Annotated in this window: 16 protein-coding genes; 7 read left to right on the top strand and 9 right to left on the bottom strand. The window is 71.8% G+C overall.

Annotated elements, in window-relative coordinates; translation table 11 throughout:
- Positions 1-27: 27 nt before the first annotated feature.
- Positions 28-903 carry a phytanoyl-CoA dioxygenase family protein gene (locus tag G537_RS0104020; protein WP_026868998.1) on the bottom strand — a complete coding sequence of 292 codons (876 nt, stop codon included), beginning with the start codon at positions 901-903 and terminating at the stop codon, positions 28-30.
- Between the two features lie 122 nt (positions 904-1,025).
- Here G537_RS0104020 and G537_RS0104015 point away from each other — a divergent pair, with 122 nt between their 5' ends.
- Positions 1,026-2,042, top strand: a complete 1,017-nt coding sequence (locus G537_RS0104015; RefSeq protein ID WP_026868997.1) for a LacI family DNA-binding transcriptional regulator — start codon at positions 1,026-1,028, stop codon at positions 2,040-2,042.
- 134 nt (positions 2,043-2,176) lie between these two features.
- Here the strand turns inward: G537_RS0104015 and G537_RS0104010 are convergent, their stop codons facing one another.
- Together G537_RS0104010 and G537_RS43480 are read right to left on the bottom strand one after the other, a co-directional pair.
- The gene (locus G537_RS0104010; protein WP_026868996.1) at positions 2,177-3,199 is read right to left on the bottom strand and encodes a Gfo/Idh/MocA family oxidoreductase; all 1,023 of its coding nucleotides are present in this window, start codon (positions 3,197-3,199) and stop codon (positions 2,177-2,179) included.
- Positions 3,196-3,336, bottom strand: a complete 141-nt coding sequence (locus G537_RS43480) for a hypothetical protein (protein ID WP_211230288.1) — start codon at positions 3,334-3,336, stop codon at positions 3,196-3,198. Before G537_RS43480 ends, G537_RS0104010 begins: the two co-directional genes overlap by 4 nt.
- A 726-nt stretch (positions 3,337-4,062) precedes the next feature.
- On the opposite strand from G537_RS43480, the gene G537_RS36370 reads away from it, so the two are divergent.
- On the top strand, positions 4,063-4,569 hold the full coding sequence (locus tag G537_RS36370; protein ID WP_051247853.1) for a sigma-70 family RNA polymerase sigma factor: 507 nt from the start codon (positions 4,063-4,065) through the stop codon (positions 4,567-4,569).
- Positions 4,570-4,622: 53 nt separating this feature from the next.
- Here the strand turns inward: G537_RS36370 and G537_RS43475 are convergent, their stop codons facing one another.
- Entirely contained in the window at positions 4,623-5,144 is a 522-nt protein-coding gene (locus tag G537_RS43475) for a hypothetical protein (protein ID WP_155888494.1), read from the bottom strand.
- Between the two features lie 144 nt (positions 5,145-5,288).
- Entirely contained in the window at positions 5,289-5,822 is a 534-nt protein-coding gene (locus G537_RS36365) for a Ros/MucR family transcriptional regulator (protein ID WP_051247851.1), read from the bottom strand.
- 857 nt (positions 5,823-6,679) lie between these two features.
- Between G537_RS36365 and G537_RS41885 the strand changes: the two genes are divergently transcribed.
- On the top strand, positions 6,680-7,252 hold the full coding sequence (locus G537_RS41885; protein WP_051247849.1) for a MucR family transcriptional regulator: 573 nt from the start codon (positions 6,680-6,682) through the stop codon (positions 7,250-7,252).
- Between the two features lie 147 nt (positions 7,253-7,399).
- On the opposite strand, the gene G537_RS0103980 is transcribed toward G537_RS41885, so the two are convergent.
- Positions 7,400-8,557 carry a hypothetical protein gene (locus G537_RS0103980; protein ID WP_026868994.1) on the bottom strand — a complete coding sequence of 386 codons (1,158 nt, stop codon included), beginning with the start codon at positions 8,555-8,557 and terminating at the stop codon, positions 7,400-7,402.
- 347 nt (positions 8,558-8,904) lie between these two features.
- On the opposite strand from G537_RS0103980, the gene G537_RS0103975 reads away from it, so the two are divergent.
- From G537_RS0103975 to G537_RS0103955, 4 genes are read left to right on the top strand one after another with little or no spacing between them, the layout of a single operon-like run.
- Positions 8,905-10,041 (top strand): polysaccharide pyruvyl transferase family protein, encoded by a 1,137-nt coding sequence (locus G537_RS0103975; protein WP_155888493.1) that lies wholly within the window; start codon positions 8,905-8,907, stop codon positions 10,039-10,041.
- 58 nt (positions 10,042-10,099) lie between these two features.
- Complete coding sequence (locus tag G537_RS36355) at positions 10,100-12,406, top strand: polysaccharide pyruvyl transferase family protein (protein WP_211230287.1); 2,307 nt, start codon at positions 10,100-10,102, stop codon at positions 12,404-12,406.
- Between the two features lie 5 nt (positions 12,407-12,411).
- Complete coding sequence (locus G537_RS36350) at positions 12,412-13,710, top strand: capsule biosynthesis protein (protein ID WP_155888492.1); 1,299 nt, start codon at positions 12,412-12,414, stop codon at positions 13,708-13,710.
- Positions 13,707-14,495 carry an SDR family NAD(P)-dependent oxidoreductase gene (locus G537_RS0103955; protein ID WP_026868992.1) on the top strand — a complete coding sequence of 263 codons (789 nt, stop codon included), beginning with the start codon at positions 13,707-13,709 and terminating at the stop codon, positions 14,493-14,495. Before G537_RS36350 ends, G537_RS0103955 begins: the two co-directional genes overlap by 4 nt.
- Here G537_RS0103955 and G537_RS36345 read toward each other — a convergent pair.
- The 3 genes from G537_RS36345 to G537_RS36335 form a co-directional block, all read right to left on the bottom strand.
- Positions 14,449-15,849, bottom strand: a complete 1,401-nt coding sequence (locus G537_RS36345; RefSeq protein ID WP_051247847.1) for an aminotransferase class I/II-fold pyridoxal phosphate-dependent enzyme — start codon at positions 15,847-15,849, stop codon at positions 14,449-14,451. The genes G537_RS0103955 and G537_RS36345 overlap by 47 nt on opposite strands.
- 6 nt (positions 15,850-15,855) lie before the next feature.
- A complete protein-coding gene (locus G537_RS45365; RefSeq protein WP_064742072.1) occupies positions 15,856-23,262 on the bottom strand; it encodes a type I polyketide synthase in 7,407 nt (2,468 codons plus the stop codon).
- A 162-nt stretch (positions 23,263-23,424) separates the two neighbouring features.
- Positions 23,425-23,760: cupin domain-containing protein (locus G537_RS36335; RefSeq protein ID WP_034850608.1), on the bottom strand; the 336-nt coding region annotated here is incomplete at its 5' end.

The raw sequence follows: 23,760 nt of genomic DNA, 5'->3' as shown, positions 1-23,760 counted from the left end.
CCGGTCCCGTGCGGGACCGGGCTCTGCTCAAGCAGCGGTCTTGCGGTCCGCGAAATAGCGCGACTTGGCCGTGCTCTGGTTCTCGTAGATCGAGCCCTGGCGCGGCGCCGGCGGCAGCGGCATGCGCACCGGCACATCGGCCAGCCGCGGGGTGATGGTGGGCTCGCCGGCCACGATGCGGCTGTCGAAGGCCGCCAAGTCCGGCACGCCCATCAGCGGCCAGGCGTCGGCCGCGGCGAACTCGTACAGCAGCAGCGCGCGCGGCTTGTCTGAGGTGTTCTGGGCCGAGCCGTGCACGGCGCGGACATGGTGGAAGCTCATCGACCCGGCACGGCCGACCGCCGGCACCGCGCGGCTGAAGTCCAGGCCGCAGGTCTCCGGATCCATCGCCCCGCAGAAATAGCCGTCGGAATGATGGTCGTAGACCGGGCCCTGATGGGTTCCGGGCAGCACCAGCATCGCCCCGTTCTCGACCGTGCAGTCGTCCAGCATCACGCCGACGGCCAGGATGTCGTCATTGGTGTGCGGGTAGAAGGCCCAGTCCTGGTGCCATTCGACCGGCGACCCGAACTGCGGCGACTTCAGGTTGATCTTCGAGCCGTGCAGCCGGACGCCCGGCCCCAGCAGGCGCTGCAGGATCGCCACCAGCCGGGGCGACCGGGCGATGTCCCAGAACAGCGGGTGGTGCTTGTGCGGCGTCTTGATCCGGCGCACCCGCGGCGCCTCGGGCGTGTGCCCGGGCTCGAGGTCGTAGACATCGGTGTGCGCGGTGACCGCGCACGCCCCTTCGATGAACTCGGCCACCACCCGCCGGGCCTCGGCCAGCTGCGCCGCGTCCAGCACGTCCTCGACCACCACCACCCCGTCCCTTCGATACGCAGCGACCTCTTCGTCTTTGATCATGGCGTTTCTCCCTTGGGGGTTTGGTAGCGCTACCGTGGCAGAACGGTAGCGCTACCGCGAAGGGCCGTCAACGCCCGCGGCCGGCTTGCAAATCGCTGCGGCTTCGCTTCAAGGTCTGCGGCATGCGAGACGACACAGCAGCGAAACCGGGCCGAAAGCCGCGCATCGAGGATGTGGCAGCGCTGGCGGGCACCTCCCCGATGACGGTGTCGCGCGCCCTGCGCGGCGAGGGGAAGGTGACGCCGGAGACGCTGGCGCGGATCCAGGCCGCAGTCGAATCGCTGGGCTACGTCCCCAACCTGTCGGCCAGCAGCCTGGCCTCGCGCCGCAGCGGCATCCTGGCGGTGCTGGTGCCGACCATCGGCAACTCGGTCTTCTCCGAGACCGTGCGCGGCGTCGCCGACGCAGCGGAGGCGGCCGGGCTGCATCTGGTGATCGGCGACTACGCCTATTCCGAGGACAAGCGTCGCCAGCTGGTGCGCGCCCTGGTCGGCCGCCGGCCGGACGCCCTGGTGCTGGTCGGCGCCGTGCCGGACGAGGCGGTGCGGGCCCTGCTGCGCCAGCACGGCATCCCGGTGGTCGAGACCTGGGAGCTGTCGGAGGACCCGATCGACATGGCCGTCGGCTTCTCCAATTTCGCGGCCGGCGCGGAGGTGGCGCGGCATCTCGTCGAACGTGGCCGGCGGCGCTGCGCCTTCGTCGGCTCGGCCGAAAGCCGGGCCGCGGCGCGGCTGGCGGGCTTCACCGAGGCCCTCGTCGGCGCCGGTGCCGCCGCGCCCGAGACCGAGACCCCGGCCGACCTGTCGATCGAGGCCGGCCGGGTTTCGCTCGACCGTCTGCTGGCCCGCGCCCCGGATCTCGACGGCGTCTTCTTCGCCACCGACGTGATGGCGGTCGGCGGTCTGCTGGAATGCCAAAAGCGCGGCATCGCGGTCCCGGGGCAGATCGCCATCGTCGGCCTGGGCGATCTCGAGATCGGCCGACAGCTGCAGCCGGCCCTGACCACGATCCGGATCCCCGCCTACGAGATGGGCCGTCGCGCCGGCGACCTGATCCTGGCCCGGCTTGGGAAAGGCTCGGCGGAGGAGAGCCGGATCATCGACCTCGGCTTCTCCCTGGTCCGGCGCCAGTCGAGCTGAGCCGTCAGCGAGTCCAGGAATTCATCGTCATCGCGAGGAGCGAAGCGACGTGGCGATCCAGCGGCTCGATTTCTGGATGGCCACGCCCCTTCGGAGCTCGCCATGACGAAGGTAGGCGTGGGCCGCCGGTGCGCCTACCACTCCAGCCGGACGTTCCGCCCGGTGGCGGAGCTCTCGGTCGCGGCCTCGATCACCCGGATCACGTCGCGGCCGTCGCGCGGGTCGACCGGCGGCGGGGCGCCGTCGCGCACCGCGGCGACGAAGCCGTCATAGAAGGTGCCGTAGCGGCCGGGCGCGATCGCCAGCCGCTCGGGCTCCGGCCGGCCCGTCTCCTGCCCGATGGTCAGCCAGCCGGTCTCCGGCTCGGTCTGGACCGTGCCGGCGCGCAGATGGTCCTCCTGCGGGTCGATCTCCATCTTGCGGAAGGTGGCGCGGTCGCCCTGCACCACCAGCCGTGCCCCGGGCTCCGCCGCCAGGATTCGGCAGCGCAGCAGCGCCCGCACCGGGCCGAAGCCGAGGGTGAAGACCGCGTCGTCCACCGCCTCGGCGCCGGGGCGGATGGCGCGCAGCTCCGCCCGCACGACCTCCGGCCGGCCGAACAGCACCAGCGCCTGGTCGATCAGATGCGAGCCGAGGTCGTAATGCAGCCCCGATCCGGGCACCGCCTGCTCGCGCCAGCGCGCCCGCACCGTCGGCCGGAAGCGGTCGTAGTTGGATTCGAAGGACAGCACCCGGCCCAGCCGGCCCTCCGCGATCAGGCCCCGGAGCGCCAGGAAGTCGCCGTCCCAGCGCCGGTTGTGGAACACGGTCAGCACCCGCCGCCGCTCCGCCGCCAGCGCGATCAGATCGTCGGCTTCGGCGGCCGTGACCGTGACCGGCTTGTCGACCACGACATGCTTGCCGGCCTCCAGGGCCCGGCGCGCCACGGCGTGGTGACTGCCGCTCGGCGTCGCCACCACCACCGCCTCGACCGACGGGTCGGCCAGCAGGGCGTCGACGGTGACGATCGGCAGGCCGGGCGGCGCATCGGTCACGCTCTCCGGGTTGCGTACCGCCGCCGCGGCCAGCGCGGCGGCGGGGCAGGCGGCGATCAGGGGGGCGTGGAACACCCGCGCAGCCGGCCCGTAACCGATCAGTCCGATACGAACGGGCGTCATGCGATGCGCGCCTCGGCGCCGGGGCGCAACCGGGGCAGCAGCGGCGCGTCCTTCCAGGACACGCCTTCCTTCTGCAACTGCTCCTTCAGGGCGTCGAGGGCAGCCGCCTCGCCGCCGGAGGTCCACCAGTGCGTCACCTCGACCTCCTCCTCGGCCTGCGCGGCCGCGGAGGGGCATAGGCCGAAACGGTCGGAGTCGGAAGGCTCGCCGCCGTCGCCGTCAGATAGGTCTTGAGCATTCCCTGTGCCTTCTCCTGTTCGACGTCCACGCAAGGACGCGAGGCATTCTCCGCCGTCGAACGCGGCGGATCTCGATGGGGCCGGGCCCGAACCTCGACGTTCCAGCCGGACCAGGCGGTCCGGCGGCGCAATGTCTCCATAGGCCAGGCGGCCAGGGCTGCGGAAGCCGGAATTCTTTTGTTTGATGAATGTCGGGAGGCCGAAGCTCAATCGGCCGAAGGCCGATTTCGGAACAGCAGACGCATATGCGGTGGCGGGCGTGGCTTGCGGGCGGCCTGTCTCGGCTCGGCGGCGAACTATATTGTATAACAAATGATGTAATCGCCAGATCGGGTCAAATATTTTTCTCTTTATCAAATGTTAGGCTGGGCGAAGCGAAACGGCGATATGCAGTGAATCTGGCGCCAACGCCTGGGGCCGACAAGGCGGATATGATGAGTTTTCGGCGGAAGTTGGGCGGAACATCGGAAGTAGTTGGGCGTTCTATCGCCAGTTCACGCCGCACCGGCAATCGATCGTCCGATCATTGCGAAGCGTCCGGGAGATGAGGCCGCAGGCTTCGTTCCGGAGACAGAAGAGCTTTGCCTGCGCCGGCGACGGCTGAAGGGCAGGAAAGGGTGAAGGATGACGACGAGAATCAAGGGAGATCAGTCCGCCAGCTTCACTTCCCTCGTGTCGCCGAAACTGCCGGATCTCCGGCGGTATGCGGCATCGCTGACCCGTGATCCGGTGGACGCGGAGGATCTGGTGCAGGAGACGCTGATGCGCGCCTATTGCAAGTTCCACCTCTGGCAGCCCGGCACCAACCTGATGGCCTGGCTGGTGGTGATGATGCGCCGGATCTTCCTGTCGAAATTCGTCGGCCCGTCCCATCGTGCCGCGGTCCAGTTCCAGATCGAGGATTGCGACATCGCCGTTCCGGTCAACCAGGAGCAGAGGGTGGATATCGCCCGGATCCGGGATTCGTGGCCACGGCTCAGCCACGACCACCGCGAGGTGCTCGAGATGGTCGCGGTGGGCGGCGCCTCCTATGACGAGGCGGCCGACGCCCTCGGCGTTCCGGTCGGCACCATCCGCTCCCGTCTCGGCCGGGCGCGGCAGAGCCTGCGGCAGTTGAGCGGCGTCCACTGACGGGACCTGCCTCGATCATCGAAGAAGGGCGCCCTCGCGGCGCCCTTTCCGTGTCAGCCCTCCAGCAGCTCCGCCGGCAGCTCGCCGTGGCGCGCCAGGATCACAGGCTCGTCCATTGCGTCGATCTCCGCGCCCAGCCTCTGCCGGGTCAGGATGACGCCGTCGGCGCGGCCGCGGTCCAGCAGCCGTGCCGCGTGCGCCTCGGCCAAGCGGCGGCTGGCGAAACCCTGCTCCGGCAGGCGGCGCCATCCGCTTCGCCGCCGCTCGCGCCCCCGCGCGAAGCCGGTCACCACATACAGCGCGGCCTGCACCGGCGCCGCGTCCTCGGCCAGCGGCCGCTCATCGGCGGCGGGAGGCGGGCGGGACTCGGGCGCGGCCGCAGGGGGAGGAGGCGCCGGCGCCACAGCGGCGGAAACGGCCTCTGCGGCGGGGCAGGGCGCCTCCGGCAGCAGCAGCGGCTGGGTGGCGGTCGTTGTCGGTTTGGCCGGCTGGAGGGTGGATCGGGGTCGCGGCGGCGCAGCCGGCCTGATCTCGACCGGCCCGAGCGCGAAGGCCAGTTGCTGGATATGTCCCATGACGGTCCAGGTCGCGGTGACGGCTGGAACGAATATAGAACATAACGCCGCGCTGTCGAGTCCGAAGGCCTCGCCGCAGCCGGGCCCGGACCGGGCGCCCTTTCATTCCGGGATCGGCCGCATCCCGCAGCGGCCGATTCTGGGTTAGGGCTTGGTCTTCTTCTCGCTCGGGCGGGCGGCGCGCTGCCGGCCCGGCCGGCTGGTCCGGGACACGCGGGCGGGGCGGCCGGAGCCGAGGCCCTGCCGCTTGGCGTCGGCCGACTTCGCCTTGGTGTAGTTGGGCGCCGTCAGCGGATAGTCCGCCGGCAGGCCCCATTTCTCCCGGTACTGCTCCGGGCTCAGCCCATAGGTCGCCCGCAGCCAGCGCTTCATGGTCTTGAAGCGGCGCCCGTCCTCGAGGCAGACGATATAATCCGGAGTCACCGATTCCTCGATCGGCACCGCCGGGACCAGCGGCGCCGCCTCCTGGCCGGCCTCGGCCCCTTCGGCCGGGACGAGGGCGGCTTCCGCATGCTCGGCTTCGCCTTCGACGGCCGGGCCCTGCGTGGCGCTGAGGGTGGTGTAGACGTTGCGGATCAGGTCGAGAAGGCTCTCGCTGTCGAGCGTGTTGCGGGACACGTGGGCGACAACGATTTCTTTGGTGAACCTCAGGATCTCGGTTTCGCTTGGGCGGGCCATGACGCTCTTTCTTAGTTAGCGATCCGTCCGTCGGGCGAGGCGCGTTGTAAAATGCGGCCGCCGAAGGATTCGAATCGCCTCCCTCCACTGGATGGCAAAAAATCTAGTTTCAATTTTAGGATGTTTCGTACGATTTCCGCAAGACGATAACGCAATGCTGCATCGATCGGCGGCTGCGGCATAAACTGCAGGTCTCGGCACCGTAGAGCCGCCGATAAGCGCCTCCCGATCGTCTCCGATTCCTGAAGAGCGGCAACCCACGGGTTGCAGAGATCGCCTGAAATCGGCGGGTGATGCGGTGCCGCTCTGCCCCGTCGGGCCAGTCGAGGGCAGATCTCGGAAGCCTTTGTATCGAAATCTCGGCATATTTTTTCGATATTGGAGGTGACAAGCCTGCAGGCGGCTTCGGTCGGCGAGGGGGGTGAGATGGTTTCAGCCCTGCGGAACATCGGTTCGCCTCTTGCCCTCGGTTTGCCCGGAAGGCTTGGCTAAGCGAGTTAAACTTGAAATGGTCTTCGGCAATAGTTTTTAAGGATTAACCTGTCACACGCTTGCTGGTAGGCTGATCTCGCGATTCGGATCGTACAATATCCGAATATGCAATGGCGGGATGCAATCAACGACAGGAAGTCCAAGGGAGGGGGTTTCACCACGTCGGTCTGTCGGCCGAGCGTGGAATCACGGTTGGGCGGCGATGGCGCCTTCGCGGGCTCTCGCCAGCAGTGGTTCCGCCGTGTCGGGCCGGCATCAAAGCTGTGCGTCAGAAGGACGAAGGAATGCGTGTTGATCAGCTTGACGAAGCGAGCCGAAAGGCGAGCCGGGGCCAGACCGGGTCAGACGTCGAACTCCGCCAGTTCATGTCGCGCCACCGGGATTTCGCTGCGGAGATCGCCCGGGCCTTCCGGTCGCGCCAGCCCGCTTCGGCGCCGGACGATCCTCTGCTGATCGGCAGGATCCTGGCGACCTTCGGCGATCTCTCCGCCCCGTCGCGGCGCCCGGCCGGACGGAAGCGCCCCGTCGCGGCGCCGGTCCGGGTGCCGCCGGTGCCGCTGGCCGAGACCATCGGGCTCGGCTTCCTGGTGTGCCTGGAGGACGGCCGGATCTGCCGGGACCTCGGCCGCCACCTCGCCGAGGCGCATGGGCTCAGCCCGGCCGAGTACCGTCGGCGCTGGGGGCTGCCGGAGGCGTATCCGATGATGCCGCCGGCCTCGCATCAGGAGCGGATGGTCTGGCGCCGGCGGCTGGCGCCGCAGCCGGACGGCCCGATCACCCTGCGGCTGCAGGAGGAGAGCCGGAGGAGCGGGGCCGGACGGTCCCGGCACCGGCACCGCCGCGGCGCGCCGGCCGGGCTCAGGCTCGATGGGACGAAAGCCGGGGCCATCCCCGATCGCCGGTCGGAAGGGCCGCGGACCGACGGCTTCCGGCGCTGAGCGCCCGAAGCCCTAAGACTCTGCCTCGAAATTCGTTCCGGTGATCGGCTGGCGTGGTTTTCGGGAACCGGAGCGCAGCGGACACGACGTCCGTGAGCACCGGAAGCGCAGAAAGCCGCGTCAGACGGCCGCTGGGGCGAATTTCGCCTACTCCGCCCAGAAGATGTCGCTCAGCCCCTGCCCCCAGGGCGGGACGAGGCCGCCGTCCGGATCCTTGACGACATTGCTGTAGTCGTTGCACAGCGACATGTGCCAGGCATGGCTCTCGCCGGTCCGCGTGTCGGTCAGGACCCGGCCGTAATCGTCCTTGCTGCCGCTGTCCTCGATCGTCAGCCCTGGCACCGGGCTGGTGCGGAAGACATAGGGGCGGCTGCAGGTGTCGCGGGCGAACAGGGTGCGCCCCAGGGTGGCGGCCGCCTGCCGGTTGCGCGGATGCACCCAGTCGTCGCGGGCCCATTTCTCCCAGCGGGTCAGCCCGAACTCCTTGGTCCAGTAGGTGATCTCGACCTGGGGCGCCCGGCCCGGCCCGTCGCCGTCCTTGCTGGAGCCGGAGAAGCGCAGCGAGATCAGGCTGTCCAGCGTCCTGCCGTCCTTGTAGGTGAAGCGGTCGCGCATCCACATCGTGAAGGGGCGGGCGAAGCGCTTCGGGCAGCCGGCCTCCGGCTCCCGGCCGTCCTTGGCCGTGACCAGCTTGCTCTGGAACACCTCGAAGCCGCCCTGGCCCTCGGGCGGCAGCGTCGCCGGGCCGATCACCCAGCCGTAGCGGAACCGGCCCGAGGTGTCGGGCGCCCCGGCGCAGGACGGGGTCAGCCAGTAGGACAGGGCGACCGGGCTCCAGCTGCCCATGATGTAGCCCCAGCGCTCGTCGACCCACTGCACCGAGCCGCCCTCGCGCCCGGCGTCGAGCTTGCCGAAGCTGGGCGCGTCCGGGTCGGCGTCGGGGCAGCTGTGATCGACGCCGCGGTCGTAGAAGCTGACGATGCGGGTGACGCCGCGCTTCTCGATCGGGATGTTGTCCTTGGACACGGTGCCGAGGCGCTGCGGGCAGGGGCCGCCGGGGGCGCCGAAATTGTGCAGGTGATAGGGCACCGCCTCGCCGGCACGGATGTTGCGGCGGCGCGTGCAGTCGGCGTCGCCCGGCGCCAGCCCCGGCAGGATCCGGTCGTGCTGGTCGACGCAGACATCCATGATCATGAAGTCGATCAGCTTGTCGGATTCGGCCTGGGCCCGGGCCGGCGGCGGCGCCGCGGCCAGGCCGGCGGCCAGCGCCAGGGCGGCCGGAAGGAGCCGGAAACAGATCTGCATACGCTGCCTCGTGGTTGCGTGGTCGGGCTTGGCTCCCCCACGGTCAGCATCGCCGAAACCGTCTGGCCGGCGAGGTGGCCGGATGTCGCACGAGAAGTTTTCGAAGGTTTTGCGCGACGGAGCTTACGCGAATCGTCCGGCCGACCCTCGGAAAAGTCGATTTCACGTTTGCTCAGTGTATCACGTTGATCTGAAAAAGGAATTCATACCTTAACCTGAAGGTGCCTCGATCCCGACGCAACGCAAAAATCTGCTTCGCAATGCGATTTCGCACTGCAAAACGCATGACAGGGACGACGATTCCGGCTTAAAACCTTTGACGGCGAAACTGGAATCACGGGCGACTGATGGCTGTGCCGAGCAACGAGACCATTCGCGCTTTGGCCGCATCGGTCAGGCAGCGGGAGATCGTGCCGCTGACCTGGGTGGCCGCGACGCGCGAGCAGGACTACGTCAATCTCGGCGACGCCCTCAGCGCGGTGATGGTGTCGCTGCTGTCGGGGCTGCCGGTCGAGCATGTCGCGCATGAATCGCCGCGCCTGCGGATGGCCGCGGTCGGCACCATCGGCCACAGCCTGAAGGACGGCGAGGTCGTGGTCTGGGGCACCGGCAGCTCGCGCTGGCGCAACCCGTCCGCCCCGGCGGAGGAGCGCGTCGCGGTGGCGCCGCTGCCCGGCACGCGGCTGCACGTCACGGCGACGCGCGGGCCGGTGTCGCGCCGGATCCTGGGCGAGGAGAACGCCGTCGGCCCGGCGGTCTACGGCGATCCGGTCTGGCTGCTGCCGCAATTCTATCCCGGACCGCGCCGGAAGAAGTGGAAGCTCGGCGTCATCATCCACCTGGCCGATCTGCAGGACCGGTCCTTCGAGGTCCGGCCGAAACCCGAGCACATCCGCTACCAGGTGCCGGAGGAGCTGGCCGGCGACGTCAAGCTGATCCACACGGTGACGCCGATCAGCCTGGCCGGGATGCGGGCCCGGCTGGACGAGATCCTGGAATGCGAACGGATCGTGTCGACCAGCCTGCACGGCATGGTCTTCGCCGAAAGCTACGGCATTCCTTGCCTGTACTTCTCGCCCCGGGCGCCGCGCGGCCTGAGGATGGCCGAGCTCGATCCCGACGGCACGCTCGATCTCCGGATCGTCGACCTCTATCGCGGCCTGGGCCGCAGTTCCATCCCGGTCTACGGCCAGCCGCGCCGCGAGCGCACCGACTGGCCGGCGCTGATGGCGGCGATCGACAAGGCCTGGCAGCGGCCGGAGTTCGACACGGCGCCGCTGATGGAAGCCTTCCCGCTGGACCTGAACCCGCTGCGGCCACGGCGGGGCGAGACCGTGTTCGAGCACCCGGTGCTGCAGCGCCTGCCGCTGCAGCACCGGCCGCAGACGGTGATCCGGCCTGCCGCCGCGGAAAGCCGGGCGGCAGGCGGGCCGCTGCAGCGCATGGCGGCGCTGCTGCGGCGGCCCCTGACGGACCGGGCCTGATGCCGCAGCCCGGTCCGGCGACCCGAAACCGACCCTTTCGAAGTGGACGAGACGCATGATGAACAGCTTGTTGCGGGCCACGCGCGACGCGGGACAGATCCCGCTCTCCTGGGCCGGCTCGACCAAGGAGATGGACTACCTGAACTTCGGTGATGCGCTCAGTCCGGTCATGGTGGCCCTGCTGTCCGGCCTGGACATCGCCCGCGTCCCGACCCGGTCGAAATCGGCGCGTCTCGCGGCGGTCGGCACGATCGGCCATGGCTTCGAGGGCGGCGAGGTCTGGTTCTGGGGCACCGGCAGCTCGAACTGGAAGAACCCGTCGGCGCCCATGGCCGAACGGGTCCCGCTGACGCTGCCGCCGGACTCCGTGTTCCATGTGCCGGCCAGCCGCGGGCCGGTCTCGGCCAAGCTGCTCGGCGGCAAGCCGAAGGGCGGCGTCTACGGCGACCCGGTCTGGCTGCTGCCGCGCTTCTACAAGCCGAAGGTCGAGAAGAAGTGGGACCTCGGCGTCATCCTGCACCTGTCGGAGCTGGCGGACCGGTCCTTCGCCGAGGCGCGGCCGCGCGCCGACTACAAGCGCTTCGAGCTGCCACCCGAATTCGCCGACCGGGTGCATCTGATCAGCACGGTGACGCCGATCGGCATCGGCGGGCTCAAGGACAAGGTCGACGAGATCCTGGCCTGCAAGCGGATCGTGTCGACCAGCCTGCACGGCATGGTGATCGCCGAAAGCTACGGCATCCCCTGCCTGTACTTCTCGCCGCAGGGCGACGAACCCGGCCTGACCCTGACCGAGCTGGATCCGGAGGGGACCACGGATCTCCGGATCGTCGATCTCTACACCGGCATCGGCAAGCAGAAGATCTGGGCCTATTCCCAGCCGCGCGGGATCGCGACCGACTGGCAGGACGTGATCGACACCATCGACGACGTGTGGGAGCCGGTGTCGATCGACGAGGACGCGCTGATCAACGCCTTCCCGCTCGAGGTCAAGCCGCTGGCGGCGCCGGCCGGCAAGACGGTGTGGGACCATCCGGTGCTGACCGGCCTCGTGCTGCAGCATTCCGTGGACGAGTTGCGCCGCGAGGACCGCAAGCGCGTCGCCCTGGCCAGGGCCGGCACGGCCAAGGCCCCGGCCGCGGCTCCGGTCGCGAAGCCGGCCCCCGCCCTGAAGGTTGTTTCCGCCATGACCGTTTCCCCGCCTCCGGCGCCGGCCAAGCCCGCGGCGCCCGCCGCCTCCGCCCCGCCGATGACCGCAGGGTCCGCCGCCATCGCCAGGGCGCCTGAGCCTGTCGCCGAGCCCGCCCCGGCGCCGGCCCCGGTCGCCGCCCCGGCGGTGGCGAAGACCGACGCGGTGTCGCGCGACCGGATCGAGACCCTGCTGCGCTTCAATGCCAAGCGGCTGTCGATCCCGCTGTCCTGGGTCGCGACCACCAGCGAGCATCCGCACGCCAATCTCGGCGACGCGCTCAGCGCCGTCGTGGTCGCCGCCATCGCCGGGCTGCCGGTGCGCCGCGCCGCCTTCGACGACGCGTCCGAGCGGATGGTGGCGGTCGGCACCATCGGCCATGCCCAGAAGAACGGCGTGCTGCACTTCTGGGGCACGGGCATGGATGCGACGCTGAACCCGGTCGACCGCTCGATCCGGCAGTACATCCGGCCGCAGAACACCGAATTCGTGGTGCATGGCGTGCGCGGCCGCAAGACCGCGCAGGTGCTGCGCGGCCAGGGCATCAAGGTGCCCGACGTGTTCGGCGACCCGGTCTGGTTCCTGCCGCGGATCATGCCGATGAACCACGTCAAGAAGACGCATGAGCTCGGCGTGATCCTGCACATCTCCGAGCTCGCCGCGATGGATCCGGAGGCCGGGGTGAAGGAGGCGCTGAAGCGCTACAACATCCCGCCCAGCCTGGCGGGCTCGATCCGGCTGATCAACACCTACACCGCGCCGAAGGTCGACGCCTTCGCCGCCAAGGTGGAGGAGATCGTGTCGTGCAAGCGGATCATCTCGACCAGCCTGCACGGCATGGTGATCGCCGAGACCTACGGCATCCCCTGCGGCTGGTTCGGCACCTATGAGGGCGGTCGCCTGCTGCTCGACGTCGACGATCCGGAGAACCGGATCGACCACCGCATCCGCGACTTCTACTCCGGCGTCGGCAAGCCGGGCGTCATCGCCTTCTGCCGCGACCGCAGCCTGGAGACGCCGTGGGAGGACGTGATCACCTGGATCGACGAGACCTGGCAGCCGCTGCGCTATGACGGCCGCGACCTGTTCGAGGCCTTCCCGGTGGCGCAGGCGGTGTCCTTCGACGACAAGCTGTGGCCGGTGTCGGGCGACGTCTACGCCCGCATCCCGTTCTGAGGGTGGTGAGCGTGGACGGGCGGCCGCAACGCCCGTCCGCCGCCGCGCGCGGCGGCGCCTCGCCGCGCGTGGTCCTGTTCCTGCAGGGCCCCGCATCGCCGTTCCACCGGCGCCTGGCCGCGGCGCTGGAGGCGGGCGGCGCCCGCATCGTCAAGGTCAACATCTGCGGCGGCGACGCCGTGTTCTGGCGCCGCCCCGCCGTCGCCTTCCGCGGCCGACTGCCGGAATGGCACGGCTTCCTGGCCGACCTCATGGACGCCGAAGGGGTCTCCGACCTGGTGCTGTTCGGCGACTGCCGGCCGCACCACGTCGTGGCGGTGGAGCTGGCCCGCCGGCGCGGCCTCAGGCTGCACATGTTCGAGGAAGGCTATCTGCGCCCGGGCTGGATCACCTGCGAGCCCTGGGGCGTGAACGGCCATTCCGACCTGCCGCGCAGCCCGGCCACCATCCTGGCCATGGCCCAGCGGTTGGAGCCGCCGTCCGAGGCGGGGCCGGTGCCGTCCTATTTCCTGCACCGGGCGGTGTGGGACGTGCTGTGGACCGCCGGGCTGGTCGCGCTGATGCCGGCCTTCCCGCACTACCGGCACCACGCCCTCGACCACCCGCTGGTGGAATATGCCGGCTGGCTGGGCCGTTTCCTCCGCTCGCCCTGGGCCCGCCGGCAGGCGGAGCGGACGATGCTGCGCCTGCGGGACCAGGCGGGCCGCTACTGGCTGCATCCGCTGCAGCTGGACACCGATTTCCAGATCCGCACCCATTCCCGCTTCCGCGACACGCTGGAGGCCGCGGGCCTGATCATCGCCTCCTTCGCCCGCTGCGCCGACCGCGACAGCCGCCTGGTGGTGAAGCTGCACCCGCTCGACGTCCGCCCGCTCCTCAAGCGCCGGCGGATCGCGGAGCTGGCCGCGGCGCACGGCGTCGCCGACCGGGTCGACTTCATCGACGGCGGCGACCTGCAGCAGCTGGTCGACGGCGCCCGCGGCGTGGTCGTGGTCAACTCCACGGTCGGGCTGATCGCGATGGAGCGCGGCAAGCCGGTGAAGGCGCTCGGCGCCGCCGTGTTCGACCTGCCGGGCCTCGGCTTCCAGGGCGGGCTCGACCGCTTCTGGGCCGAGGGGCAGCCGCCGCGCCCCGACCTGCTGGAGGCGTTCCGCCGCGTCGTGGTGGCGCGCACCCAGATCCACGGCAGCTTCTTCTCGCTGCGGGGCATCGATCTCGCGGTCGACGGCGCCTGCCGCCGCATCCTCGACGGCACGGTCCGGCCGCTGCAGGATGCGGCCGTGCGGATCGGGGAGACGGCATGACGGCAGTGCCGAGAGGTGTGGTGGTGACCGGGGCGTCGCACGGGCTCGGCGCGGCGCTGGCCCGGCACTATGCGGTGCCGGGCGTGGCGTTGGCCCTGATCGGCCGCAACCCCGCGCGGCTGGCCGAGGTCGCCGAATCCTGCCGGCGCCGCGGCGCGATGGTGGAGACGGCCGAGATCGACGTGCGCGACGGGGCCCGGCTGGGCGACTTCCTGCGCGGCTTCGACGCCCGCCATCCGGTGGCGGTGGTGATCGCCAATGCCGGCGTCGAGGCCGGCCTGGCCCCGGGCCGCGGCTGCGAGCCGGAGGACTCGGTCACGGCGCAGCTGCGCATCAACCTCGAAGGCGCGATCGCGACGGTGTCGCCGCTGATCGAGCCGATGCGCCGCCGGCGGGACGGCCGCATCGTCCTGATCGCGTCGCTGGCGGCGCTGATGCCGCTGGCCGACCAGCCGGCCTATTCCGCCTCCAAGGCCGGGCTCGTCGCCTGGGGCGAGGCGCTGTTGGCCTGGCTGCGGCCGGAGGGGATCGGGGTGACCATCGTCTGCCCCGGCTTCATCGCCACCGGGATGAGCGACCGCTATCGCGGCCCGCGGCCGTTCCAGTGGAGCGCCGAGCGCGCGGCGAAGCACATCGCCGGCCGGGTCGCCCGCGGCCGCGCCTGGGTGGCGTTCCCCTGGCCGCTGGTCTGGCTGATCCGGCTGGGCCGGCTGGCGCCGCGCCCGATCCGCGCCGCCTTCATCGATCGCTTCCTGCGCTTCGAGATCGACGCGCACGCTCTTTAGACTCGGCGACGGCGCCCAGCTTCGCGGCCACCGGCGCCTCGTGCCGCAGCTGTTTGCGCTCCTCGGCGATGATGGCGACGGCCCGGTCGATCTGGTCGCGGTCGTGCTCGGAGGTGATGAAGCAGCGCAGCCGGGCCGATTTCTCCGGCACCGCCGGATGCACGATCGGCGAGGCGTTGACGCCGCGCTCGAGCAGCCGGTTCGACAGCAGCACCGCCTGCAGCGAATCGCCGAGGATGATCGGGATGATCGCATGGCCCTGGGCCAGGCCGGTGTCGAGGCCGGCGGCCCGGGCGCGCTCCAGGAAGTGGCGCGAATTGGCCTGCAGCCGGGCCACGCGCCCGTCCGTGTCGGCCATCATCAGCTCCAGCGCCGTCAGGGCCGCCATGGTCGCCGGTGCCGGCATGCCGACGCTGTAGACGAAGCCCGACGCCATCAGCTTCAGATACTCGACCAGCGTCCGCGACCCGGCGATGTAGCCGCCGCAGGAGGCCAGCGTCTTGGACATCGTGCCCATCCAGATATCGACCTGCCTCGGGTCGACGCCGGCGGCTTCGGCGACGCCGCGCCCGGTCGGGCCCAGCACGCCGAGGGCATGCGCCTCGTCGACCATCAGCCAAGCGCCGAAGCGCTGCTTGAGCTCCACCAGCCGGGGCAGATCGACGGTGTCGCCGTCCATCGAATACAGCCCCTCGACCACGATCAGCACGCGCTGCCAGCGGTCGCGCTCGGCGGTCAGGATCGATTCCAGCGTGTCCAGGTCGTTGTGCGGGAAGGCCCGCCGCTGCGCCCCGGACAGCTGGGCGCCGGTGATCACGCTGTTGTGGATCAGCGCGTCGTGCAGGATCAGGTCGGCCGGCCCGGTGATCTGGCCGATGGCGGCGACGTTGGTGGCGTGGCCGCTGACGAAGGCGACCGCGTCCTCGACGCCGTGCACCTCGGCCAGGCGGCGCTCCAGCGCCGTGTGGAACGGCCGCTCGCCGGCCACGAGGCGGCTGGCCGAGACCGAGGTGCCGAACTCGTCGATCGCCGCCTTCGCCGCCGCGGCCACGGCCGGGTGGCCGTTCAGCCCGAGATAGTCGTAGGAGGCGAAGTTGATCACCTCGCGCCCGGCGATCCGCGACACCGCCCCGGCCCGCTGCTCATGGATGCGGAAGAACGGGCTGGGGATGCCCAGCATGTCGGCCGCGGCGCGCTGCATCCGCAGCGCCTCGTAGCCGGGCAGGGTCTCGAAGGCGGTGTCGTACTGGCGCTGCGCCGGCGCCGCCGGCACCTCGACCGGCGCCGCGGCCTTGCCGCGCACGTCGTCGATCAGCGAGCGCAGCGCGGCGTTGGACAAACGGCCCTTACTCATCACAACTCATCCCAGAACCCGGCGGGTGGTCTTGGCCCGGTCGCGCACGGCCTCGCGCACCAGCACGGCGGTCTCCGTCTCGGGGTCGATCTCGACATGCTTGGCGATCAGCTGCACCTCCTCGGCCGGCAGCGCCTCGCCAGAGGCGGCCGGCGCGCCGCCGCGCAGCTTGGCGACGATGCGGCCGCTCAGCTCGTTCATGGTCAGGCCGGCACCGATCGACAGGAAGGGCAGGTCGATGCCGTAGCGGCTCTGCATCGCCGCATCCAGTTCGAGGCCCATCAGCGAATCCATTCCCAGCTCCGCGAAAGGACGGTCGGGGTCGATATCGGCCGGCGGCATGCGCAGGATCCGCCCGATCTCGGCCAGCATGGTCTGGGTCACGACCTGCTGCGCCTCGGCGTCGCTGCGCCCGGTGATCAGGGCGGCCAGGTCGACCTCGGCCTCCGCCGCCTCGGCCCGCCGGCCGTCGGCCATCGACGCCAGCCGCGGCGTGGCCAGGATCGGCAGCTCGCGCGTCGCCGCCTGCCAGTCGATCCGGGCGCAGGCGACCACGGCCTCCTCCGGCGCCTCCGCCGGCCGGGCCAGCAGCCGGCCCAGCTGCTCCAGCGCCTCGGCGGCCTTCAGCGAGGACCGGCCGATCCGCCGCTTCAGCGCGTCGCCCTTGGCGGTGTCGCGGGCCAGCACCCCGGCATCGGCGATCGCGCCCCAGGCCACGGCGAGGGCCGGCAGGCCCTGTCCCCGGCGGATGCGCGCCAGCGCCTCGAGATAGGCGTTGGCGGCGACGTAGTTGGCCTGGCCGGGATTGCCGATCAGGGTGGTGGCGGAGGAGAACAGCACGAAATAGTCCGGCGCGCGGGTGCGGCTGACCAGGTCGAGATGGATCGCGCCCTTGATCTTGGGCGCCAGCACCCGCTCGATCCGTTCCGCGTCGAGGTCGCGCAGCAGCCCGTCATCCAGCACCATCGCCGCATGGATGATGCCGCGCAGCGGGCCGTGCCGGCGTTCCAGCGATGCCAGCAGCTTCTCGCAGGCCGCCCGGTCGGTGACGTCCAGCCGTTCCGCCACGATGCTGATGCCCCGCGCCGCCAGCCGCTCGGCCTCGGCCGCCTCGGCCAGGCCTAGCGCGCCGCGGCGGGAGGCGACGACGATGGTCTTCGCCCCGTGCTCCGCCAGCCACAGCGCCGCGGCGAAGCCGAAGCCGCCGGTGCCGCCGGTGACCAGGTGGAAGCCGGTGTCCTGCGCCTGGAACCGGGCCTCCGCCGCCGGCGCCGCCGGGATCTCGCGCGGCGGCGTGATCACGATCTTGCCGATATGGCCGGCGCCCTGCATCAGGCGGAACGCCTCCTCCGCCTGGTCGGCCGGGAACACCCGGTGCGGCAGGGGGGTGAGGCGGCGCTGCGCGAACAGCCGGTCCAGGTCGCGCAGCAGGCGCTTGGTCAGGGCGGGCTGGGCGTTCAGCAGCTGGTCGGCGTCGACCCCGAAATAGGAGACGTTGCGGGCGAAGGCGCGCAGCCCCACCGCGGTGTCGGCGACGAAGTCGCGCTTGCCCAGCTCGATGAAGCGGCCGAAGGGCTTCAGCGCCCGCAGGCTGCGCCGCATGGCGTCGCCGGACAGCGAGTTCAGCACCACGTCGACCCCGCCCATCTTCCAGCGGATCTCGTCGGCGAAGGCCAGCGAGCGGGAATCCAGCACCAGGTCGGCGCCCAGCAGCTGCGCCAGGGCGCGCTTGTCCTCGTTGCCGGCGGTGGCGACCACGGTGGCGCCGCGCAGCTTGGCGATCTGCAGCGCCGCCAGGCCGACGCCGCCGGCGGCGCCGTGGATCAGCACGCTCTCGCCGCGGCCCAGCCGGGCCTGGTGCACCAGCGCGTACCAGGCGGTGATGAAGGCGACCGGCATGGTCGCCGCGGCCGCCAGGTCGATCCCGTCCGGCACCCGCATCGCCACCTGGGCCGGCACCGTGACATGGGTGGCGAAGGCGGCCGGGGCGAAGGCCATCACCCGGTCGCCCTCCTGCAGGCCGGTGACGGCTCCGCCGACGCGGCGGACGGTGCCGGCGCATTCGAAGCCCAGGGTCGGGCCGGCGAAGCCGTCCTCGAGATAGTCGTCCGGCAGCAGGCCCAGCGAGAACATCACGTCGCGGAAGTTCAGCCCGCTGGCCGCGACCTCGATCTCGATCTCGTCGGGCCTGGGCGCCCGGCGTTCGGCCGCGGTCCAACCGATCCGGCCCAGGCTGCCCGGAGCGGCCAGGGCGAGGCGGGCGGCGCGCTCCTCCGCCGACGCCTCCCGCGGCGCCGGCCGCGCCGGCTCCACCCGGCCGACGAAGATGCCGTCGCGGGCGATCTCGAATTCGGTCTCGGTTGTGGCCGACCCGATCAGCCGGGCCAGCGCCGCCGTGGCGGCGTCGTCCGCCATGGCCGGGGCCACCGTGGCGAAGCGGATGGCGGTGCCGGAATATTCGTTGGCCAGGGTGCGGCCGGCCGCGGCCAGCGCCTCGGCCAGGCTGCGGCCGCCATCGGCCTTGCCGTTCACCTTGCCGCAGCGGGCGACGAGCCACAGCGTGGCCTTCCCGGCCGGCAGGGCCTCGGCCTCCGCCCGCATCGCCAGGATGGCGCCGGTCAGGAAGGCGACCGGGTCGCGCGCCGCATCCAGCATCAGGGGCAGCAGCACCGTGTCGCCTTCCGCCGCGGCCGCCTCCCGATCGATGCGCACCTGGTGGCCGTCCCGGCGCAGCCGGTCGGCGAGATCGCCGATCAGCTCGGCATCGGTGCCGGCCGCGGGCGGGCGGATCAGGATCGACCGGGCGGGCGCCGCGAGAGCCTCGGCGTCGGTGACCGCCGGCCGGTCCCAGACCACCAGCTGCGCCGCCGCGGCGGGGGTGCCGGCGCGGTGCCGCGACGCCGGCCGGAAGCCGGCCTGCGCCAGCGGGCCGGCCAAGCTGTCCGGGGCCGCCGCGGCGCCGTCCTCCATGCCGTCGAGCAGCAGGGCGGTGACCACGTCGGGGATGGTGTCGATGGTGACGGCCGGGGCGCCGGGACGCAGCAGCCCGGCGATCTGCCGGCCCAGCGGCGCCGGGTCGCTCATGGGCATGGCGCCGGCCGACAGGGCGAGGTCGAACCGGCCGGGCGGGACGGCGGTCTGGTCGTCCAGGATCCGCAGGCCGGGCAGGCGTGGGGTGCGCGCGGCCAGGGCGGCCAGAGTCTTCGGCTCCGGCCCGGTCACCGCGACGGTCAGGGCGCCGCCGCGGATCAGCGGCAGCAGCAGCGGTACCAGGTCGCCCTCCGGGTCGACCAGCAGCAGCGCCGGCGGCGCCGTGCGGCCGGCGGCCAGGCGGCCGATCAGCTCCGCCGCCAGCGGCAGCAGCGGCGAGGCCGCGCGGGCATGCGCCTCGACGCCCTTGGAGAAGCGCAGCGGCTGCCCGGTCCGCAGCGCGGCGACCAGGTCGCGCGACAGCCGGGCGGCCATCACCGTCTCGGCGCCGCGCGCCGGATGGGCGGCCAGGATCGAGCGCAGGATCGCCGGCGGCGCCGGCAGGCGGGCGGCGGCCAGGTGCCAGGTGCCGTCCCTCTCCGTCGCCAGGCCGAATTCCGACAGGATCTTCAGCAGCGCCCGGAAGCGCGGCACCGTGGCGGCGGCCAGCCGCCCGTTGCGGCACAGGCGGTCGACGGTGAAGCGGGAGGATCCCGCCACCGCCCGCACCGCGCGATGCGCCATCGACCGCGCCCAGGCGGTCAGCAGCAGCCAGTCGTCGCCGGTCTCGTGCCGGTCGAGCAGCCCGGCCGCGGCCCGCTCGAGATCGGCCGCTGTGACGCCGGCGCCGCCCTCGTCCCAGGGCTGCCGGATCGACCGGTACAGCAGCTCGTCCCCGGCCGACAGGCGCAGCGCGCTGCGCTGGAAGCGGGCGCCGCGCAACTCGGCCACGACCGTGCCCGCCTCGTCCTCGAGCGCGATGTCGACCAGGATCGAGCGGGCGGTGGCGCGGCGCAGCTCCAGCCGGGCCCGGGCGGCAGGCGCGGAGGCATAGACCCGCAGGGCGGCGAAGCGGACCGGCAGGAAAGCGCCGCCGTCGCCGCCGCCGAGCCGGCCGTAGAGGGCGAACAGCCCGTGGAAGGCGGCGTCCAGCGCGGTCGGGTGCAAGGCGTGGGGCATGGTGTAGAGGCCGTTGTTCGCGACCTCCGGGGCCAGCTCGACCATGATCGCCCGGTCGTCGTCGGTGGCGATGGCCGCGGCGCGGCGGAAGCTGGGGCCGTAGTCCAGCCCGGCCGCCGCGGCCGCGGCGTAGATCGCTTCGGGATCGATCGCGCGCAGGGCCTCGCCGGCCTCGGCCTTGCCGCCCGCCGGGGCGGTGGCGACCGGGCTCGGGCTCACCCGGCCGCGGGCGTGCAGCGTCCACTCCTCCTCGGCCAGGCGCTGCCGGCTCAGGATCTCGAGAGCGCCGGTGCTCGGCGCCAGCCGCAGCCAGGTCTCGCGCGTCGTCGCCTCGGCGATCATCAGGGCCTGCAGGATGTCGAAATCCTCGACCTCGACCGCATCGACCCCGAACCATTGCCGGCCGGCGGCGGCCGCCATCTCCAGCAGCGCCGCGCCGGGCACCACCACCTCGCCCGCCACCTTGTGGTCGGCCAGGTAGGGCAGCAGGTCGGGGTCGAGCAGGCCGTGCCATTCCGAGGTGCCGTCGCCGAGGCGGGTGCCCAGCAGCGGATGCGCCGGCCGCGCCAGGGAGATGTCGATGCGCTCGGTGGTCGGGGCTTGGCGCAGGTCGCGGCGCTGCCAGGGATAATGGGGCAGGGGCTGGCGGCGCCCGGAGGGCCGGTCGCCGAACAGCGGCCGCCGGTCGACCGCGCCGCCGCGCAGCAGCACCTGCAGCACGATGCGCTCGACCGGGTCCTGCGTTTCCTCGACCGCCTGCTTTTCGGGCCGGTTGTCCAGCGTCGGCAGGATGGCGGCCTCGCGTTCCGCCGCCTTGGCGATGTCGCGCAGATGGCCGGTCAGCACCGGCCGGGGCCCGATCTCGACGAAGATCCCGGCGCCCAGCTCCAGCGCCGTCCGCGCCGCCGCGGCGAAATCGACCGGCTGGCGGATGTTGCGCCACCAGTACTCGGCGTCCAGCGCGTCGCCGGCCAGCACTCCGCCGGTGACGGCGGAGATGAACGGGATCCGGCCGTCGGCCGAGGCCACGTCGGCCAGCGCTGCGCGCAGCGGCGCCTCGATCGGCGCCGTCAGCGGCGAATGGAACGGGTAGTCGACCCCGACGCGCTGCGCCGCCACCCGGCGCTGCCGGGCCAGCTTCAGCAGCGCCTCGATCTGGTCCTTCGGGCCGGAGACGGTGACGCAGACCGGGCTGTTGACCGCGGCCACGACGGCGCCGTCGAGGCCGGCCTCGGCCAGCACCTGCTCGGCCTCGTCGCGCGACAGCATCAGCACCGCCATGGTGCCCAGGCCGCGCAGCTGCTCCTGGCAATGGCTGCGCCAATGGATGATGCGGATCGCCTGGTCCAGCGTCACCATGCCGGCGGCCAGCGCCGCCGCCACCTCACCGACGCTGTGGCCGATCACCATGGCCGGCACCAGCCCTTCCGCGGCCAGCGCCTCGGTCAGCGCGACCTGCACCGCGAACAGCAGCGGCTGGGCGGTGGAGGTGGCGTGCAGCCGCTCCTCCAGCGCCGGGTCCTGCAGCGCCTCGGCCAGCGACCAGCCGGCCAGGGCGGCGTAGCGCGCATCGACCTCGTGCAGGGCGTCGCGGAACGGGCGGCTGGCGCGATAGGCCCGCAGCCCCATGCCGGCGAATTGCGACCCGTTGCCGGAGAAGGCGAAGCAGACCGGGCCGGCCGCGCCGTCGCTGCGGGCCGACAGCACCTGCGCCGTCCGGTCGCCCTCGGCGAAGCGCCGCAGCTGGGCCGCGGTGTCGTCGCCGAGCGGCAGGGCGACGCGATGCGCCAGCAGCTCCCGCTCATGCGCGGCGTGGCGGGCGATCCGCGCCGGCGCCGCCTCCGGCCGTTCCAGCGCCTCGGCATAGCGCCCGGCCAGGCTTCGCAGCGCCTCCTCGCCATGGGCCGACAGCAGCAGGGCACGGGCGGGGGCCTCGGGCGTGGGGGGCGGCATCTCGTCCGGGCGCGGCGCCCGCAGCACCGCATGGGCGTTGGTGCCGCCGAAGCCGAAGGAGGAGACGCCGGCCATGATCGGGCCGCGGCCCGGGACCAGCGCGATCGCCCGCTGCGCCGGCACCAGGTTCAGGGCGTCGAACGGGATGTCCGGGTTGATGGCGTCGAGATGCAGCGTCGCCGGCAGCAGCCGGTGCTCGATAGCCAGGATCGCCTTGACCATGCCGGCCAAGCCCGAGGCCGGCTCGAGATGGCCGATATTCGACTTGACCGAGCCGACCGGCAGGGGCGCGTCCCGCCGCTGGCCCAGGGCGCGGCCGATCGCCTCGGCCTCGGCCGGATCGCCGACCCGGGTGCCGGTGCCGTGCGCCTCGACGAAGGCCAGGTCGTTCGGGTCGATGCCGGCCTCGCCGTAGACCCGCTCCAGCAGCCGGCGCTGGGCCTCGGTGGAGGGCAGGGACAGGCCGACGGTGCGGCCGTCGGAATTGACGCCGGTCGAGCCGATGATGACCCGCGGCGGGCGTCCGCGCGACAGGGCGGCGTCGAGGCGGCTCAGCACCAGCACGGCGCCGCCCTCGGACCGGACATAGCCGTCGGCGGATGCGGCGAAGGGGCGGCACAGCCCGGTCGGCGACAGCATGCCGGCGCGGGAGAAGCCGTAGAAGGCCTGCGGCGCGCCGAGGATGTTCACCCCGGCGACCACGGCGGTGTCGATCTCGCCCCGGGCCAGCGCCCGGACCGCCGCGTCGAGCGCCACCAGCGAGGAGGAGCAGGCGGTGTCGATGGTCAGGCTCGGGCCGTTCAGGTCGTAGATGTAGGAGATCCGGTTGGCGATGATCGAAGCGGTGTTGCCGGTCATGAAATGGGTGTCGATGCCGCTCGCATCGCCGACGATCCGGGTATAGGCGTCGACCGAGGAGGAGCCGACGAACACGCCGACCGGCTGGCCGGCGAGGGTGGAGGGCGGCAGGCCCGCATCCTCCAGCGCCTCCCACACCAGCTCCAGCAGCAGCCGCTGCTGCGGGTCCATCTGCTCGGCCTCCCGCGGCGCGATCCGGAAGGCGGCGGCGTCGAAGCCGTTCGGCGCCTCGATCAGCCCGGCGGACAGGGTGTAGCTGCGGCCGGGCTCGCCCCGGCGGGGATGGTAGAACCGCTCGACCGCCCAGCGGTCGCCGCCGATGGTGGAGACGCTGCAGCGTTCCTGGAGCAGCAGCGACCAGAACTCATCGAGGTCGGCCGCGCCGGGCAGGCGGCAGGCCATGCCGATCACCGCGATGGCCTGGTCCTGGGGTGTCGAAGAGCCTGCTGGCATGTCGGTTTTCTTTCAACAAGTCGGCATGGGCGGGCAGCGGAACGCAACGGCAACCACTCTACCGCAGGAATCGGATTACGAAACCTTCAATCGGCCGCCTGTTCCCAGGGATCATAGATTTTAAATCTGCAATCATCCGGGAACAGGCGTGCCGGAACGGAATCATCCGAACAGCAGCTCGTCGGCCTTTTCCAGGCGGACGACGTCGTCTTCGCCGAGATAGGGGCCGGTGCGGACTTCGATGAGTTCGAGGTCGATCTTGCCGGGGTTTTCGAGCTTATGGTCGGTGCCGATGGGGAGGTAGACGGCCTCGTTCTCGCGCAGGATGCGGGACTGGCCCTCCATGGTGACGCGGGCGGTGCCGGAGAGCACGACCCAGTGCTCGGAGCGGTGGTAGTGGCGCTGCAGGGCGATGGCCTGTCCGGGGTGGATGAGGACGCGCTTGACCTGGAAGCGGTCGCCGGCGTGCAGCGACTTGACGGTGCCCCAGGGGCGGTA

This window comes from Inquilinus limosus DSM 16000 (genome assembly GCF_000423185.1).
GTDB lineage: Bacteria > Pseudomonadota > Alphaproteobacteria > DSM-16000 > Inquilinaceae > Inquilinus > Inquilinus limosus.
Note: the sequence above shows the minus strand (reverse complement) of the source record. Positions and strands in the feature narration are given on the sequence as shown.